General features: G+C 72.4%; 16 protein-coding genes. 7 read left to right on the top strand and 9 right to left on the bottom strand.

All coding sequences use genetic code 11. The features are described 5' to 3' along the window. Positions 1 to 203: 203 nt before the first annotated feature. Together ACFQW6_RS05050 and ACFQW6_RS05055 are read right to left on the bottom strand one after the other, a co-directional pair. Positions 204 to 731 carry a GNAT family N-acetyltransferase gene (locus ACFQW6_RS05050; RefSeq protein ID WP_378542601.1) on the bottom strand — a complete coding sequence of 176 codons (528 nt, stop codon included), beginning with the start codon at positions 729 to 731 and terminating at the stop codon, positions 204 to 206. Next, positions 731 to 2,803, bottom strand: a complete 2,073-nt coding sequence (locus ACFQW6_RS05055; RefSeq protein WP_378541921.1) for a type IIA DNA topoisomerase subunit B — start codon at positions 2,801 to 2,803, stop codon at positions 731 to 733. The genes ACFQW6_RS05050 and ACFQW6_RS05055 overlap by 1 nt, the downstream gene beginning before the upstream one ends. A 235-nt stretch (positions 2,804 to 3,038) precedes the next feature. Here ACFQW6_RS05055 and ACFQW6_RS05060 point away from each other — a divergent pair, with 235 nt between their 5' ends. The 3 genes from ACFQW6_RS05060 (at position 3,039) to ACFQW6_RS05070 (ending at position 4,711) form a co-directional block, all read left to right on the top strand. Beyond that, positions 3,039 to 3,287, top strand: a complete 249-nt coding sequence (locus ACFQW6_RS05060; RefSeq protein WP_378542603.1) for a hypothetical protein — start codon at positions 3,039 to 3,041, stop codon at positions 3,285 to 3,287. A 109-nt stretch (positions 3,288 to 3,396) separates the two neighbouring features. Then, positions 3,397 to 3,873, top strand: a complete 477-nt coding sequence (locus tag ACFQW6_RS05065) for a DUF456 domain-containing protein (RefSeq protein ID WP_378541923.1) — start codon at positions 3,397 to 3,399, stop codon at positions 3,871 to 3,873. A 10-nt stretch (positions 3,874 to 3,883) separates the two neighbouring features. Next, positions 3,884 to 4,711, top strand: a complete 828-nt coding sequence (locus tag ACFQW6_RS05070) for an EamA family transporter (protein ID WP_378541924.1) — start codon at positions 3,884 to 3,886, stop codon at positions 4,709 to 4,711. 13 nt (positions 4,712 to 4,724) lie between these two features. On the opposite strand, the gene ACFQW6_RS05075 is transcribed toward ACFQW6_RS05070, so the two are convergent. Next, positions 4,725 to 5,267, bottom strand: coding sequence for a hypothetical protein (locus ACFQW6_RS05075; RefSeq protein WP_378541926.1), 543 nt, complete (start codon positions 5,265 to 5,267; stop codon positions 4,725 to 4,727). 80 nt (positions 5,268 to 5,347) lie between these two features. Between ACFQW6_RS05075 and ACFQW6_RS05080 the strand changes: the two genes are divergently transcribed. Next, a complete protein-coding gene (locus ACFQW6_RS05080; RefSeq protein WP_378541928.1) occupies positions 5,348 to 6,508 on the top strand; it encodes a CapA family protein in 1,161 nt (386 codons plus the stop codon). Positions 6,509 to 6,515: 7 nt separating this feature from the next. Here the strand turns inward: ACFQW6_RS05080 and ACFQW6_RS05085 are convergent, their stop codons facing one another. The 4 genes from ACFQW6_RS05085 to ACFQW6_RS05100 all read right to left on the bottom strand — a co-directional run bounded on the left by ACFQW6_RS05085 (position 6,516) and on the right by ACFQW6_RS05100 (position 10,353). After that, complete coding sequence (locus ACFQW6_RS05085; protein WP_378541930.1) at positions 6,516 to 7,523, bottom strand: M28 family metallopeptidase; 1,008 nt, start codon at positions 7,521 to 7,523, stop codon at positions 6,516 to 6,518. Between the two features lie 139 nt (positions 7,524 to 7,662). After that, positions 7,663 to 9,153 (bottom strand): RNA polymerase sigma factor, encoded by a 1,491-nt coding sequence (locus tag ACFQW6_RS05090; protein ID WP_378541932.1) that lies wholly within the window; start codon positions 9,151 to 9,153, stop codon positions 7,663 to 7,665. Positions 9,154 to 9,300: 147 nt separating this feature from the next. Next, a complete protein-coding gene (locus ACFQW6_RS05095) occupies positions 9,301 to 9,867 on the bottom strand; it encodes an HhH-GPD-type base excision DNA repair protein (RefSeq protein WP_378541934.1) in 567 nt (188 codons plus the stop codon). Positions 9,868 to 9,951: 84 nt separating this feature from the next. Then, positions 9,952 to 10,353, bottom strand: coding sequence for a universal stress protein (locus tag ACFQW6_RS05100; protein WP_378541935.1), 402 nt, complete (start codon positions 10,351 to 10,353; stop codon positions 9,952 to 9,954). Positions 10,354 to 10,478: 125 nt separating this feature from the next. Between ACFQW6_RS05100 and ACFQW6_RS05105 the strand changes: the two genes are divergently transcribed. After that, positions 10,479 to 10,601 (top strand): hypothetical protein, encoded by a 123-nt coding sequence (locus tag ACFQW6_RS05105; RefSeq protein WP_378541937.1) that lies wholly within the window; start codon positions 10,479 to 10,481, stop codon positions 10,599 to 10,601. Then, the gene (locus tag ACFQW6_RS05110) at positions 10,598 to 10,933 is read left to right on the top strand and encodes a hypothetical protein (protein WP_378541939.1); all 336 of its coding nucleotides are present in this window, start codon (positions 10,598 to 10,600) and stop codon (positions 10,931 to 10,933) included. Before ACFQW6_RS05105 ends, ACFQW6_RS05110 begins: the two co-directional genes overlap by 4 nt. 15 nt (positions 10,934 to 10,948) lie before the next feature. Here the strand turns inward: ACFQW6_RS05110 and ACFQW6_RS05115 are convergent, their stop codons facing one another. Together ACFQW6_RS05115 and ACFQW6_RS05120 are read right to left on the bottom strand one after the other, a co-directional pair. Beyond that, positions 10,949 to 12,412: a glutamate-cysteine ligase family protein gene (locus tag ACFQW6_RS05115; protein WP_378541941.1), complete on the bottom strand. Its 1,464-nt coding sequence runs from the start codon at positions 12,410 to 12,412 to the stop codon at positions 10,949 to 10,951. A gap of 53 nt (positions 12,413 to 12,465) precedes the next feature. Beyond that, a complete protein-coding gene (locus ACFQW6_RS05120) occupies positions 12,466 to 13,458 on the bottom strand; it encodes a DUF4192 domain-containing protein (protein ID WP_378541943.1) in 993 nt (330 codons plus the stop codon). A 191-nt stretch (positions 13,459 to 13,649) separates the two neighbouring features. Between ACFQW6_RS05120 and ACFQW6_RS05125 the strand changes: the two genes are divergently transcribed. Continuing rightward, positions 13,650 to 14,951, top strand: a complete 1,302-nt coding sequence (locus ACFQW6_RS05125) for a DNA polymerase IV (RefSeq protein ID WP_378541945.1) — start codon at positions 13,650 to 13,652, stop codon at positions 14,949 to 14,951. Positions 14,952 to 14,961 lie beyond the last annotated feature (10 nt).

Here is a 14,961-nt window from a genome sequence, read left to right on the forward strand (position 1 = left end):
GGCGATGTGACGCGGGCCACAAACCTACGGCCGGCGCGATGGCGACACAACCACTGTCACGGCCACCCGCGACGACGATGAACAACCACTCTCCGGGGGGCGACCCGACCGGCGCGTCCGACGACCAGAAGTCCCGATCGGCTGGTGCCGTCACGGTCAGGCCAGGAGGTCGGACCGACTTGTGGTCGTCCGACGCGCCGCGTTCAGGGTCTCGTCGGCCATGCGCGCCCCATGATGACCTGGTCGTCGGTGAACCCGGGCCCGATGACGGCCCAGCCGGTCGAGCGATACAGACGCCGCGCAGGATCGTCCGGGTCCGAGGACGTCATGAGCATCCAGCGGGACTGGTCCACACCGTCCGTGAGCGCCGCCAGGAGCCGGCGCCCGATCCCGGTGCCGCGCGCCGCCTCGTCGACCCCGATGCTCACCAGCTCGAAGTGACCGCCGAGCCAGTCCGAGGCCACCTGGGACGGCAGCACCGTCGCGGCGGTGTCGGTCCACCCCTGGCCGCGTTCGCCGGTGTAGCCGTAGCCGAACCCGACGAGCCGCCCGCCCGTGCGGGCGAGCGCGACACGGAATCCTGCCCGCGCGGAGTGCCGGTCCCACACCTGCTCGCACCACGTGTCGAGGTCGTCGAAGTCCCCGAAGACGGTGCGGTAGAGCGGCCACAGCTCGTCGAGGACCACGGTCTCCGCAACCTGCTCGACGACTGCCACGTCGAGGTCGGACATCACGCGTCGAGCGTCTCCACGTCCACCTCGTAGGCGCCTTGCACGATGAACTCCTTGCGCGGGGCCACGTCGGAGCCCATGAGCAGGTCGAAGACCTTGCTCGCCTCGTCGACGTCGTCGATGGTGAGCTTGCGGAGCGTGCGGTGGCGTGGGTCCATGGTGGTCTCGGCCAGCTGGTCGGCGTCCATCTCACCCAGGCCCTTGTAGCGCTGGACCGGGTCCTTCCAGCGCACGTTCTTCTTCTTGAGCTCGGCGAGCTTGCGCTGCAGCTCGTCGTCGGAGTACGTGTAGATGTACTTGTCCATCCCCTTCTTGGGGTTGGACAGCTCGATGCGGTGCAGCGGCGGCACGGCCGAGAACAGCCGCCCGTCGCGCACGAGCTCGGGCATGTACTTGAAGAACAGGGTCGCGAGCAGGCAGCGGATGTGGGCGCCGTCGGAGTCGGCGTCGGCCATCAGGATGATCCGGCCGTAGCGGGCCGCCTCGAGGTCGAACGTCCGGCCGGAGCCGGCACCGACGACCTGGATGATCGAGGCGCACTCGGCGTTCTTGAGCATGTCGCCGACGGTGGCCTTCTGGACGTTGAGGATCTTGCCGCGGATCGGCAGCAGCGCCTGGAACTCGCTGCTCCGCGCCGCCTTGGCGGTGCCCATCGCCGAGTCGCCCTCGACGATGAACAGCTCGGTGCGCTCGGTGTCGGTGCTGCGGCAGTCGAACAGCTTGGCCGGCAGGGCCGACGACTCCAGCGCATTCTTCCGGCGTTGGTTCTCCTTGTGCTGGCGTGCCGCGAGCCGGGTCTTCGACGCGCCCGCGACCTTCTCCATCAGCAGCTTGGCCTGGGCCTTCTCGGCCCTCTTGGTGGAGGTGAGGAACGACTTGAGCTCGCTGGCCACGACCTTGCGCACGACGCCCCGCGCGGCCGGTGTGCCGAGGATCTCCTTGGTCTGGCCCTCGAACTGCGGCTCGGCGAGCCGCACGGTCACCACCGCGGTGAGGCCCTCCATCACGTCGTCCTTGATGACGTCGGTGTCGGCGGCCTTGAGCACCTTGGCGGCGCGCATGGAGTCGTTGAACGTCTTGGTGAGCGCGGCCTCGAAGCCGCTGACGTGCGTGCCGCCCTTGGGCGTCGCGATCACGTTGACGAACGAGCGCAGCTCGGTGTCGTACGCCGTGTCCCACCGCACCGCGACGTCGACGGTGAGCTCGCGCTCGACCTCCTGCGGCGTCATGTGCCCCTTGTCGTCGAGCAGCGGCACCGTCTCGGTGAAGGTGTCGGTGCCCTGCAGGCGCAGGATGTCGGTCACCGGCTCGCCGTGGGAGAGGAACTCGACGAACTCCGCGATGCCGCCGTCGTGGCGGAACTTCTCCTCCACCATCTCCGAGGAGCGCTGGTCGCGGATGACGAGCTCGAGGCCCGGGACGATGTACGACGTCTGGCGGGCGCGGCCGATCAGGCCGTCCATCTCGAAGCGGGCGTCCTTGGTGAAGATCTGCCGGTCCGGCCAGAAGCGGATCCGGGTGCCGGTCCTGCCCTTCGCCACCCGCTTGCCCTTGCGGGTCAGGCCGGACTGCGGGGTGAAGGACGCGCCCGGTCCGTCGCCGTCGAAGACGCCGGGCACACCGCGTTGGAAGGACAGGCCCTGCTGCGAGGGCGACCGGTCGACGTCGATGTCCATCCGGGCGGAGAGGGCGTTGACCACGGACAGGCCGACGCCGTGCAGGCCGCCGGTGGCGACGTAGGACCCGCCGCCGAACTTGCCGCCGGCGTGCAGCTTGGTCGCGACGACCTCGACGCCCGACAGGCCGGTCTTCGGCTCCTTGTCGGTCGGGATGCCTCGCCCGTCGTCGTACACCTCGACTGATCCGTCGTCGTGCAGCGTCACCTCGACGGTGTGCGCGACGCCGGCCAGTGCCTCGTCCACGCCGTTGTCGATGATCTCCCAGAGGCAGTGCATCAGGCCGCGCGTGTCGGTCGAGCCGATGTACATGCCCGGTCGCTTGCGGACCGCGTCGAGCCCCTCGAGCACGAGGAGGTGTGCGGCGTTGTACGTGTTGTCTGCCGGTGCTGCCACAAGGGAAGAACCTACCCGCGACACGCCGGGCGCCGACGGAGGCACGCCTGCCCCCGGCCGTGCATGGTCCGGTCTAGCGTGGGGCACCGAGCAGGTATCGCTTCCGCAACGGCTGGTCCACGCTTGAGGACAACGCCAGCGGGGAAGGGTGTGACGTGATTGACTTGACGAGTTCTCGAACCTGAAACGACAGCAGGGAATCTTTGTCCCACTGGCTACGTTGGGCCAGACACCGATGAACATTAGAAATGAGGCTGACGTGACCACTGCCACCGCACCCACCCAGGCCGTCCTCACGGCCGGTGACCGCTGCGACCGCTGCGGCGCCCAGGCCTACCTCCGGGTGGAGCTCCAGACCGGCGGCGAGCTGCTGTTCTGCGCGCACCACGCCCGCGAGCACGGCGAGAAGCTCCGCGAGATCGCCGCGGCCGTCCACGACGAGACCCACAAGCTGGACACCCCCTCCGCGAGCAGCGAGGCCTGAGCCACACCGTCCACACCCACCGACTTCCAGAACGGCCCCGGACACGCTCTCCGGGGCCGTTCTGCGTCCCCGTCCGTCAGCACGAACGCCGTCTGGGAGGCTGTGCGCCGTGAGCCCCACCGAGATCTTCATCTCCATCGTGATCGCCGTCGGCATCGCGGGCATCATCGTCCCCGTCCTGCCCGGCACGATCCTGGTGCTCGGCGCGATCTTCGTGTGGACCCTCGAGGTCGGTACGACGACGGCCTGGGCCGTGTTCGCCGTCAGCGCGGTGCTGCTCGTCGGCGGGTCGGTCGTGAAGTACCTCGTGCCGGGCAGGAACCTCAAGACCGCCGGGGTGCCCAACCGCACGCTACTCGTCGGCGCGCTGCTCGGCTTCATCGGGTTCTTCGTGATCCCCGTCATCGGCATGTTCATCGGGTTCGTCCTCGGCGTCTACGTCGCCGAGCGGGCGCGGGTCGGGGGCGCACTGGCCTGGCCCTCGACCAAGGGCGCGCTGCGTGCCGTGGGCGTCTCGATCCTCATCGAGCTCGTGGCGGCCTGCCTCGCGGCGATCGTGTGGGTCGCCGGCGTCGCGGCCACCTGAGGGCGCCGCCGTGGCCGTCCTCCTCTCACTCGCGGCAGCCGTCGCCTACGGGCTCTCGGACTTCGTCGGCGGCCTCGCCGCGCGTCGTACGTCGGCATGGCCGGTCGCCTTCGTCGGCACGACCGTGGCCTTCGTGGGCGCGGTGGCGCTTGCCCTGCTGACCGAGGGCTCACCGACCCGCACGGACCTCTGGTGGGGTGCCCTCGCCGGGGTCGGCAGCGGCGTGGGCGGCGCCTTCCTCTACCGCGGCCTCGCGGCCGGGCGGATGGGCGTCGTCGCCCCCATCTCGGCGGTCGGTGCCGCTCTCCTGCCGGTGTGCGTCGGCGTCGCCGCGGGCGAGCGTCCGGACCTGTTCGTGTGGGCCGGCATCGCGGCTGCCGTCCCCGGCATCTGGCTCGTGAGCCGGGAGCCCGGCGGCTCGGGCGACCTGGCGGCAGGGATCCTCGACGGTGTCCTCGCCGGCGTCGGCTTCGGGCTGCTGTTCGCCGCGATGGGGCAGGTGCCCGAGGCGGCGGGGTTCGCACCGCTGGCGGTCGCCCAGGGGGTGGGTGTGGTCGCGGTGGCCGTCACCGCAGCCGTGCTGGGGGCGCGCTGGGTCCCGGACCATCCCTCCCAGGCGTGGGGTGCGGTCGCGGGTGTGCTGTCCACCGCAGCAGCCGCCGCGTTCCTCCTCGCCACCCAGACCGGGCTGCTGACGATCGCGTCCGTGGTCACGTCGCTCTACCCGGCCGTCACGATCGCCCTCGCGGCACTCGTCCTGCACGAACGCGTCCACGCCGCACAGGCGCTCGGGCTGGCGCTCTGCGGCTTGGCGGTGGGGCTCGTCGCCGCCGCCTGACCGGGGGCGTCGATCAGGCGCCGAGCCCGGACCCGATCGGCAGGCTCCAGCGCTGCCGCTTGGGCGCCCAGTCGACGACCGGGGTCGACCCGTCCGCCTGGTCGACCATCTTCACCGAGACGCGCACGGACGGCACCCGGTCGAAGCACTCACGGCTGACGACGGCGCGGAACACGTCCCGACCCCACTTGGGCCGGGCCGAGTAGTCGCACCGGACCCGGTCGTCGCTGCCGCGCCACCCGTCGGCCTCGGTCAGCACGTAGTCGGTCCCGTCGCCGAGGCCGCTGCTCAGGACGTACTCCGGCCCCTTGGTGCCGCGGTCGGTGTCGAAGAACACGGAGACACCGGCAGCGCTGGTCCGCATCAGCTCGTTGAATCGCACCTTGACGAGCACGTTGTCGGCCCCGTGGTTGGCCTCGAACCCGTAGATGTCGGTCAGCGACCCCTTGGCGTCGGCCGGGTCGTCGATGCTGTAGAACTCCGCGTGCGCCGGTGCGGCTGTGAGGGCGACGAGCGCGAGCGCGGGGACGGCCAGGAGCGAGATCCGAGTCCTCATGACCTGAGTGTGTCACCGTCTGCCCACAGCGCCCCACCCACTTCGGGTGGTGTGTCGCGGGGCGGTGGCACCATGACGCCATGACCGGGGACGTCAGCAGGGGCGTGCGCCGCTGCGGCGCCGTGCTCGCGCTGGTCCTGGCCTGTGCTGCCGCGGGCTGCAGCCCGACCGCGGAGCCGTCGTCCCCGGGCTCGGCCCGGGCGCCAGCAGGGTCGACGACCGAGACCCCGACCCCGACCCCGACCCCGGCCACCACCCCGACCACCACGGTTTCCGCCCCTCGTGAGCCGCGACCGGGTCCGGTGGAGATCGCGGTCGCGGGAGACGTGCACTTCGAGGGGACGCTGGCTGCGCGCCTGCTCCGCCCGGCCGCCGCGTTGACGCCGGCCACCCCTGCGCTCGCGGCCGCGGACGTGGCGATCGTCAACCTCGAGACATCTGTCGGCTCGGGCGGACGCCCCGAGCCCGGCAAGCGGTTCGTCTTCTCCGCCGGCGCGGCGGCCTTCGAGGCGCTGGCCGCGGCCGGGATCGACGTCGCGAGCATGGCCAACAACCACGCCCTCGACCTCGGTCGGGCACGGCTCCCGTCGACCCTGCGGGCCGCGGCCGCGGCACGGCCTGAGCTGTCCGTCGTCGGGCTCGGAGCCGACGAGGACGGCGCCTTCGCCCCGGCCGTCACCGACGTGGACGGCACCCGCGTGGCGACGATCGCCGCCTCTGCCGCCGACCAGGACCCCACGGCCGATCCCACCGGCGCGTGGGCGGCAGGTCCGAACACGCCCGGGGTCGCGGACGCCAACGACCCGAGGCGCCTGCTCCGGGAGGTACGACGAGCGGACGTCGAGGCGGACGTGGTGGTCACCTACCTGCACTGGGGCGTCCAGGGCGAGCGCTGCCCGTCGTCCGACCAGCGCTCGTTGGCCCGTCGGCTGGTCGGAGCCGGCGCCGACGTCGTGGTGGGCAGCCACGCCCACGAGCTCCAGGGCGACGGACGCCTCGGACCGGGCTACGTCGCCTACGGGCTGGGCAACTTCGCGTGGTACGCCCCCGGTCCCGCCGGTGTCCTCACGCTGACGGTCCAGCCGCCGCGGGAGCCGGCGGGCCGGGCGCGAGTCACCGCGTCCCGCTGGTGGCCCGCGACGATCGGCGCGGACGGGCTCGCCTCACCGGACTCCGGAGCCGCAGCAGCGGCGTCCCGGGACCGCCGCACCGCGCTGCGCGAGTGCGCCGGGCTGCGGTGAACGCTCCTCAGCGCGGGGCCAGCCACGCGGCGACGATCCGGCCGACCCGCTCGAGCTGGGCTCCGGACACGACGGCGGGCACGTCGCCCGCCGAGTGGTAGCCGGCGTACGCCGTCGAGCCAAGGCGCGCGCCGGGCAGCCCGGCCCGGACGAAGGACCAGTGGTCGCTGCTGCGCTGCCCGCCGTCGGCGACGGTCGCGGCGCCCGCGCGTCGGGCCGCCGCCAGGAGTGCCCGCTGGACGGGGTCGGTGTTGCCGGCCGACCCGACCGGCACCCGGTCGCCCACCCCGACCCGGTCGAGGGAGACCATCCCCCGCACCGCCGCCCGCTCGCGGGGCCCGAGCTGGTCGACGTAGTGCCGCGACCCGTAGTGGTGGTCGTCGTCCGTGGGTCCGCGCGGCTCCTCGGCGCCGAACGCGACGAACACCGCCGGCAGGCGCGTGCTGCGCACCGAGGCCGCCTCGGCCACTGCGAGCAGAACCCCCACTCCTGAGGCGTTGTCCTCCGCGCCGGGCGCCTGCGGCACCGTGTCCAGGTGCGCGCCGACCACCAGGTGCGGCTCGGCCGGTTCGAACCCGGGCGGTGTGGCGACCACGTTGGCCGAGCGTCCGGCCGGCACGCTCACGCCCCACGACTCCCCCGCCGGTACGTCGACGCGCTGGCGTGCGACGTCGTACCCGAGCCGGGTCAGCTCACCGGCCACCCAACCGGCAGCGCGTTCGTACGCCGGGCTGGTCGCCTCGCGCGGACCGATCCTGCCGGCCAGGCGGCGCACGGCGCGGACCGCCGTTGCGGGGTCGGGGTCGGCCGCGTCCAGCGGCTCGAGGGCCTCCCGGTCGGGCGGGACCGGCGTTGCTGCAGTCGACCGGGACGGCTCGGTGGTGGCCTCGTCGCTCGAGGACGGTGCCGTCGTCTCCTCGGGCGGAGACGGGTCCGACGAGCACCCGCCCATCGCCAGCAGCACGACGGCCCCGGACGCACCCAGCCATCGTCGCGTGGTGCGTCCCCTCGTCACGCGGCCAGCCTGCCAGCCCCGACCACGTCCGGCAGCCGTCGAGGGGCTACCACGTCGCGTGGGGACCCAGCGGCCCGAAGTGGCGAGCAGCGCCGCCCCGGAGGGCGACGCTGCTCATCACGCGCGGAGAGGGTCGAGCTCAGTCGAGGTAGTCGCGCAGCACCTGGGACCGGCTCGGGTGGCGCAGCTTCGACATGGTCTTCGACTCGATCTGACGGATCCGCTCGCGGGTCACGCCGTAGACCTTGCCGATCTCGTCGAGCGTCTTGGGCTGGCCGTCGGTCAGGCCGAAGCGCATCGAGACCACGCCGGCCTCGCGCTCGGAGAGCGTGTCGAGCACGGCGTGCAGCTGCTCCTGCAGGAGGGTGAACGAGACGGCGTCGGCCGGGACGATGGCCTCGGAGTCCTCGATCAGGTCACCGAACTCCGAGTCGCCGTCCTCGCCGAGGGGCGTGTGCAGGGAGATCGGCTCGCGGCCGTACTTCTGGACCTCGATGACCTTCTCCGGGGTCATGTCGAGCTCCTTGGCCAGCTCCTCCGGGGTGGGCTCGCGGCCCAGGTCCTGGAGCATCTGGCGCTGGACGCGCGCGAGCTTGTTGATGACCTCGACCATGTGCACCGGGATGCGGATCGTGCGGGCCTGGTCGGCCATCGCGCGGGTGATCGCCTGGCGGATCCACCACGTGGCATAGGTCGAGAACTTGTAGCCCTTGGTGTAGTCGAACTTCTCGACCGCGCGGATCAGACCGAGGTTGCCCTCCTGGATGAGGTCGAGGAAGAGCATGCCGCGACCGGTGTAGCGCTTGGCCAGCGAGACGACGAGTCGCAGGTTGGCCTCGAGCAGGTGGTTCTTCGCCCGCCGACCGTCCTCGGCGATCCACTCGTACTCCTCGAGCATCTTCGGGCTGATCCGCCCGCCCTTGGCGAGCTTCTCCTCGGAGAACAGGCCGGCCTCGATCCGCTTGGCCAGCTCGACCTCCATCTCGGCGTTGAGGAGGGGGACCTTGCCGATCTGCTTGAGGTAGTCCTTGACCGGGTCGGCGGTGGCACCAGCCACCATGACCTGCTGCTCGGGCTCGTCGGTCTCGTCGGCCGCGGAGACGGTGAAGGCCTGCTTCTCGTCCTCCTTGATCGTCGGGTCCTTGGCCACGTCCTTCTCGAACTCGGCGTCCGGGATGTCCGGGAGGACCTTCTTGCCGTCGGGACCGACGACGGTCGCCTCGACGGTGCCGAGGTCGACGACCTCGTCGGGCGCGGCCTTCTTGGCAGCCGTCTTCTTCGCCGGCGCTGCAGCCTTGGCGGCAGGCTTGGCCTCGGCGGTCGCCTTCTTGGCGGGTGCCTTCTTGGCCGGAGCCTTCTTGGCGGCGGACGAGGTCGCGGTCCGCTTGCTGGTCGCGGCGACCGCACGCATGCCCGAGGCATCGATCTGGACCGAGATCCCGAGGCCACTGAGGTGCACCAGCAGGGCCTTCAGGTGCCGGGGCTCGACCCCGGCCTCGTCACTGGCGCGCCGTACGTCCTCGGGGGACACGGTGCCGGTGGGAGCTGCACCGGCGACCAGGGCAGCGATGGAGGGGTGCGTGAGCACCTCTGAAGGAAGCAACTTGCGTGCGTGTGAGGACACGAACACCTCTCGTCGAGCAACTTCGGGGCGCGGCGAGGCCCGGTGACGTCAAGAGCCGCGTCGTCATTCTGCCACGGCCATCCAGACGGCCCGACATCCGGCCGCGCACCGCGCGTGTCACGCACCTCGCTGGCGGTCGGCTGCGCCCCTCGATCAGTCCGCGGCCCTCGCAGCGGCCTTCTTCGCCTTCTTGAAGTCGCGCACCTTCTGCAGCGAGTCCGCGTCCACCACGTCGGCAACGGACCGGTGGCCCTCGAGCGCGTAGTCGCCCACCACGGCCTCCCACCCGTCGGGACGCACGTCGAGCTGCTTGGCGAGGAGCGCGACGAAGATCTGCGCCTTCTGCTTGCCGAAGCCCGGGAGCGCCATGACGCGCTTGAGCAGGTCCTTGCCGTCGGCCGCCTCGGTCCAGAGCCGGGAGGCGTCACCGCCGTAGGTCTCCTCGACGATGCGCGCGAGCTCCTGCAGCCGGGCCGCCATCGAACCGGGGAACCGGTGGATGGCCGGCGGGGTGGACGCCATCGCCGCGAACTCCTCGGGATCGGCCGCGGCGATCGCGTCCGGCTCGACCGTGCCGAAGCGGTCCAGGACCTTCGCCGGGCCGCGGAAGGCGTGCTCCATGGGGTACTGCTGGTCGAGCATCATGCCGACCAGCAGCGCGAACGCGGAGTCGTCGAGAACCTTGTCGGCGGCGGGGTCGCCGGTGATCTGGAAGCCCATGGGGCCATCCTGCCCGACGTACGCCCGACGCGGGCCGCTTGCTCCGCGGGAGGCGCGCGACCGGCTCGCGGGGCCCGGGCGCGACTACTGCGCCTTGACCGCCAGGACGGGGCAGGGGGCGTCGAGGAGCACGCGCTGGGCGTTGCTGCCGAGGATCAGCTTGCCCACCGGCGAGCGTCGCCGCAGCCCGATGACGAGCAGCTCGGCACCGTTGGCCTCGGCGATGCTGATCAGGTCCTCGGCAGGCTCGAAACCGCGGACGAGCTGGCGGACGTCGTGCTCGACACCGGCCTCGTCGAGCCGCTTCTGGATGCCGGTCATCTCGTCCTCGGCGGCCCGGGCAGCGGATCCGTCGAACTCCTGCCCGCCCCGGTGGGAGTTCACCACGACCAGCTTGCTCCCGCGCAGCTTGGCCTCGTTGATGCCGGCAGCAAGGGCGGCCTCACCCTCCGGCTTGGGGACGTATCCGACGACGACGGTGCCCATGGTGTCTCCTCTCGGGGGCCACGACGCCTCGCCGCGGGCCTGTTGGCACCGTAACGGAAACGACTCGCCTTCGGCAGCCTGTGGAGGGGTGGGTCGGACGGCCGTCGCTGGGGCAGTCTTGACCGGTGGCCCCACCGCTCGCCCGGCAGCCGGCGCTCCAGGCACCCATCGACCGGCACACCCACGCCGTCCTGCGGGCGGCCACCCTCGCCCTGGTCGAGGACGAGGACCGTCGCTCTTCCCGGTGACGCTGCACGCCGGGGTGCCGGGTCGGTGTGCGCGCCACGTGGACGACCCGCCGCTGCCCGATTCCGGGGGGCGCGCCGACGTCGTCCTCGCACTCCTGCGCGCCGGCGCCTCGCTCGCCCAGCGCCCGACGCTGTGGCTGACGCGGCCGGGCGAGCTCAGCCCGCACGACGACGACCTGCGCTGGCTCGGTCCGGCGGCGTGGGCCGCCCAGGCCCTGGGGGTGCCGGTCGGGCTCGTCGTCGTGACCCGCCGGGGGTGGTTCGACCCCGTCAGTGACGTACGCCGGGAGTGGCGGCGGCTGCGGCCACGTCCTCTGTCCGCCCGCCGCTGACCCGCGTGGGGACGGTCAGTCCCAGGTGTGGACGGGCTCGTTGCTGTGCATGCGCTCGGTGTAGTCGAGCAGCGTCGCCCGGAGGGCGTCGTAGCGGTCCACTCCCCCGCGCTCACGGACGCGGTCCACGAACCATCCGGCGCCGCTGGCCTCGCTCTGGCAGCGCTGCTCGATGATGCCGAGGTAGCGGTCGCTCTCCTCCGAGGGGACGCCCCACGAGTCGAGGCCGGCGCGCGCCATGGGGAGCAGGCGCCGCAGCACCAGCTCGGTGGCGCGGACCTGGCCGAGGCCCGGCCAGTAGACCTGGGCGTCGACGCCCATCTGGGCGGCGACGTGGAAGTTCTCCTCGGCGGCGGAGAACGACATCTGCGACCACAGCGGGCGCTCGCTCTCCACGAGGTAGCGGACCAGGCCGAACCAGAGCGCCGCGTTGGCGATGGTGTCGGCGATGGTCGGCCCGGCGGCCAGCAGGCGGTTCTCCACGCGGAGGTGCGGGATGCCCTGCGAGATGTCGTAGACCGGACGGTTCCAGCGGTAGATCGTGCCGTTGTGGAGCTTGAGCTCGTGGAGGGCCGGGGTGCCGCCGGACTCCAGCACCTCGAGCGGGTCCTCGCTGTCGGTCACCGGCAGCAGGGCCGGGAAGTAGCGGACGTTCTCCTCGAAGAGGTCGAACACCGAGGTGATCCACCGCTCGCCGAACCACACCCGCGGCCGGACGCCCTGGGCCTTCAGCTCCTCGCTGCGGGTGTCGGTCGCCTGCTCGAAGAGCGGAATGCGGGTCTCGCGCCACAGCTCCTTGCCGAGCAGGTAGGGCGAGTTCGCCGACACCGCCAGCTGCACGCCGGCGATCGCCTGGGCGGCGTTCCAGTGGGCGGCGAACTGGTCGGGCGAGGTCTGCACGTGGAACTGCGTGCTGGTGCAGGCGGCCTCCGGGACGATCGAGTCCGACGTCGTGGTGAGCCGCTCCTTGCCGGAGATGCTGATGGTGATGTCCTCCCCACGCGCGGCGAGGATCTGCTCGGACAGCAGCTTGTAGCGCGGGTTGGAGCTGAGGGAGGACACGTTCATGTGCCCCTCGGCCAGCGTCGGGAGGATCCCGATCATGACCTGGTGGGCGCCGACCTTGGACCCCTTCGCCTCGGCGTCGTTGAGCGAGCGGCGCAGGCTCTCCTCGAACTTCGAGAGGCCCCCCTCGCGCAGCTTGGCCGGCGCCACGTTGATCTCGATGTTGAACTGGCCGAGCTCGGTCTGGAAGTCGGGGTCGGCGATGGCCTCGAGGACCTCGGCGTTCTTCAGGGCCGGGTCGCCGGCCTCGTCGATGAGGTTGAGCTCCATCTCGAGGCCCGTCATCGGGTCGTCGGTCTCGAAGGCCGCCTCGCGCAGCATGCGCGCGAACACGTCGAGGTTGCGGCGCACCTTCTCGCGGTGGCGCGTCCGGTCGGCGCGGCTGAACTCCTGCTGATCGACCTCTTCGCCCATGACGGCACCCTAGTCACGCGCGCCCCCGCCGGACACCGTCCGCAGGGCTGGTCTCACGCCGCCGGGTCCCCGCTCGCCCCGACCTCGGGCTGAAGCATCGCCCACGTGTCCGGCGGCGTGGCGGACTCGAGCAGCTGCGCGACGAGCCTGGCGAGCGAGTGGGTGGGATCGCTCTCCCGGCACCGGTCGACGGCGCACCACGACAGGGCGCCGTCACCGGCGAGCCACGCCGCGAAGGCCAGGACGGCGGCGGGACCGGCCACGTGGGTGGCCGGAAGGCGGCGCACCGCGTCGGACCAGACCTCGACGGCCTGGCGCGCATCGGCGCGCGCGAGCCACGCCCACGCCTCGTCGCGCTGCTCCCCCGTGCTCGCGCTGGCGGCGACGGACGCCAGCTCGGAGGCGGAGAACGTAGTGCCGGCACGCACGTGGCGGCGGACCAGTGCCGTGAGGCCGCCGGGTGGGAGCGGCGTGGCGTCGACGAGGTGGGGCAGGCTGCGGGCGACCGCGCCGGCGTCCGGCGCCACGGTCTCCCGCAGTGCGTCCCGGCTGGCGTGGGTGACCCTTCCTTCGAAGACGGCCTGCGCGGTGAACGGGTGCTCGGCGCGGGTGAACGGGACGCCGCGGTAGGCGGCCAGGGGCGCTCCCGGCAGCACGGCGTACCAGTGGTCGTCGTGGACGCGCAGCACCTCCCGCACGCCGATGCCCGCGGCGGTGAACTCCTCGTGGACCGACCAGGCCGCCTCGTCGGCGACCGTCGTCTCGTCGTCGTAGACCACCACGACCACGTCGCGCACTCCGTTGCGCCGCGCGGGCCGGAGCAGGGCCTCGACGACGTCGTCGACGTCGTCGGGGTCGTGGGGCAGGTCGACGCGGGCGTGCATGCCTCCCCCGGAGGCACCGACGCTCACCACGACGACGGACCGCTGGGGCACGAAGCCCATGGCGAGCGGCACGAAGGCGGCGATGTCGCCCGGAGTGCGGACCCGGAGCGTGGTGGGGCGCGAGGCGGACGGGGGGACGGGGGCGAGGTCGTGGGGTTCCATGCCGGTGACGCTGCCCGCCAGCACCGACCGATCACGCCCCGCGGTCGGGCTGGCTGTGGACAGGCGGAGATCCGTGCGTCCTGTGGACGGTTCGTGGCGAGCGACAGGGTCCCGGGCGCACCGCCGGCGGACGAGGGGATGCGGGAGGATGGTCCTGTGACGACGCTGTCCTCCTCCGGCCTCACCGGCTGATGCGCAGCACCGCGTCGATCCTGCACCTGGACCTGGACGCCTTCTTCGCCGCCGTCGAGCAGCGCGACAAGCCGTCGCTGCGCGGCAAGCCCGTCATCGTCGGCGGCACCGGTGGTCGGGGCGTGGTGTCCACCGCGTCGTACGAGGCGCGCGAGTTCGGCGTCGGGTCGGCGATGTCAGGACGGGAGGCGCGGGCCCGCTGCCCGCACGCGGCGTTCCTGAGCGGCCGGTTCCACGCCTACCGCGACACGAGCAAGCGGGTGATGCAGGTCCTGCGCGAGCTGTCGCCGCTGGTCGAGCCGCTGTCGCTCGACGAGGCGTTCGTCGACCTCGCGGCCGCCGATCTCCCCGACCTGGAGGTGGAGACCGTGACGGCGACGGGCGCCGAGCTGCGGCGGCGCGTGCAGGAGGTGACCGGCGGGCTGACCGCGACGGTGGGCATCGCATCGTCGAAGTTCCTCGCCAAGGTCGCGAGCGAGCTCGACAAGCCGGACGGGATGACGGTCGTGGCTCCCGGCACCGAGCTCGACCTGCTCCGACCGATGAAGGTCAAGGTCATCCCGGGCGTGGGCCCGGCCACCGCCGAGCGGCTCCGTCGGGCGGGCATCCACACCGTCGCCGACCTCGAGGCCGTCGCGGAGGGCGAGCTGGTGCGGCTGCTCGGCCAGGCACAGGGCCACGGGCTCTGGCAGCTGGCCCGGGCGCAGGACTCCCGCCCGGTGGTCGCCGAGCGGGAGGCCAAGTCGATCAGCGTGGAGGGCACCTACGACTCCGACCTCACCGACCGCAGGCTGATGGAGGGGCTGCTGAGCCGGCAGGCCCGCGAGGTGGGCGCCCGGATGCGCAAGAACGGCATCTCCGGGCGGACCGTCACCATCAAGGTCCGCCTCTACGACTTCACCACCCTCAACCGGTCGAGCACCCTCACCAGCCCCACCGACGACGGCGCGACCATCGCCCGCATCGCACGCTCGCTGCTCGCCGACCTCGACACCACCGGCGGCGTGCGCCTCCTCGGTGTGGGCGTCTCCGGCCTCGCCGACTGGGTGCAGGAGGACCTCTTCGGCGAGACGGCCGAGGACGACGAGGTCGAGGTCGTGCTCCCCGAGCCGCCACGGCGCACCTGGCCGCCGGGCGCGGACGTCGTGCACGACGAGATGGGCGCGGGCTGGGTGTGGGGCTCCGGATCGGGCGTGGTGACCGTGCGGTTCGAGACGGCCGACACCCCGCCGGGACCGGTGCGGAGCTTCCGCGTGGACGACCCGGCCCTGCACCGCTGGGAACCCCCGGCCGAGGAGTGACACCGGCCTG

Source organism: Nocardioides sp. GCM10028917 (assembly GCF_042666175.1).
In the GTDB taxonomy this organism is placed as follows: domain Bacteria; phylum Actinomycetota; class Actinomycetes; order Propionibacteriales; family Nocardioidaceae; genus Nocardioides.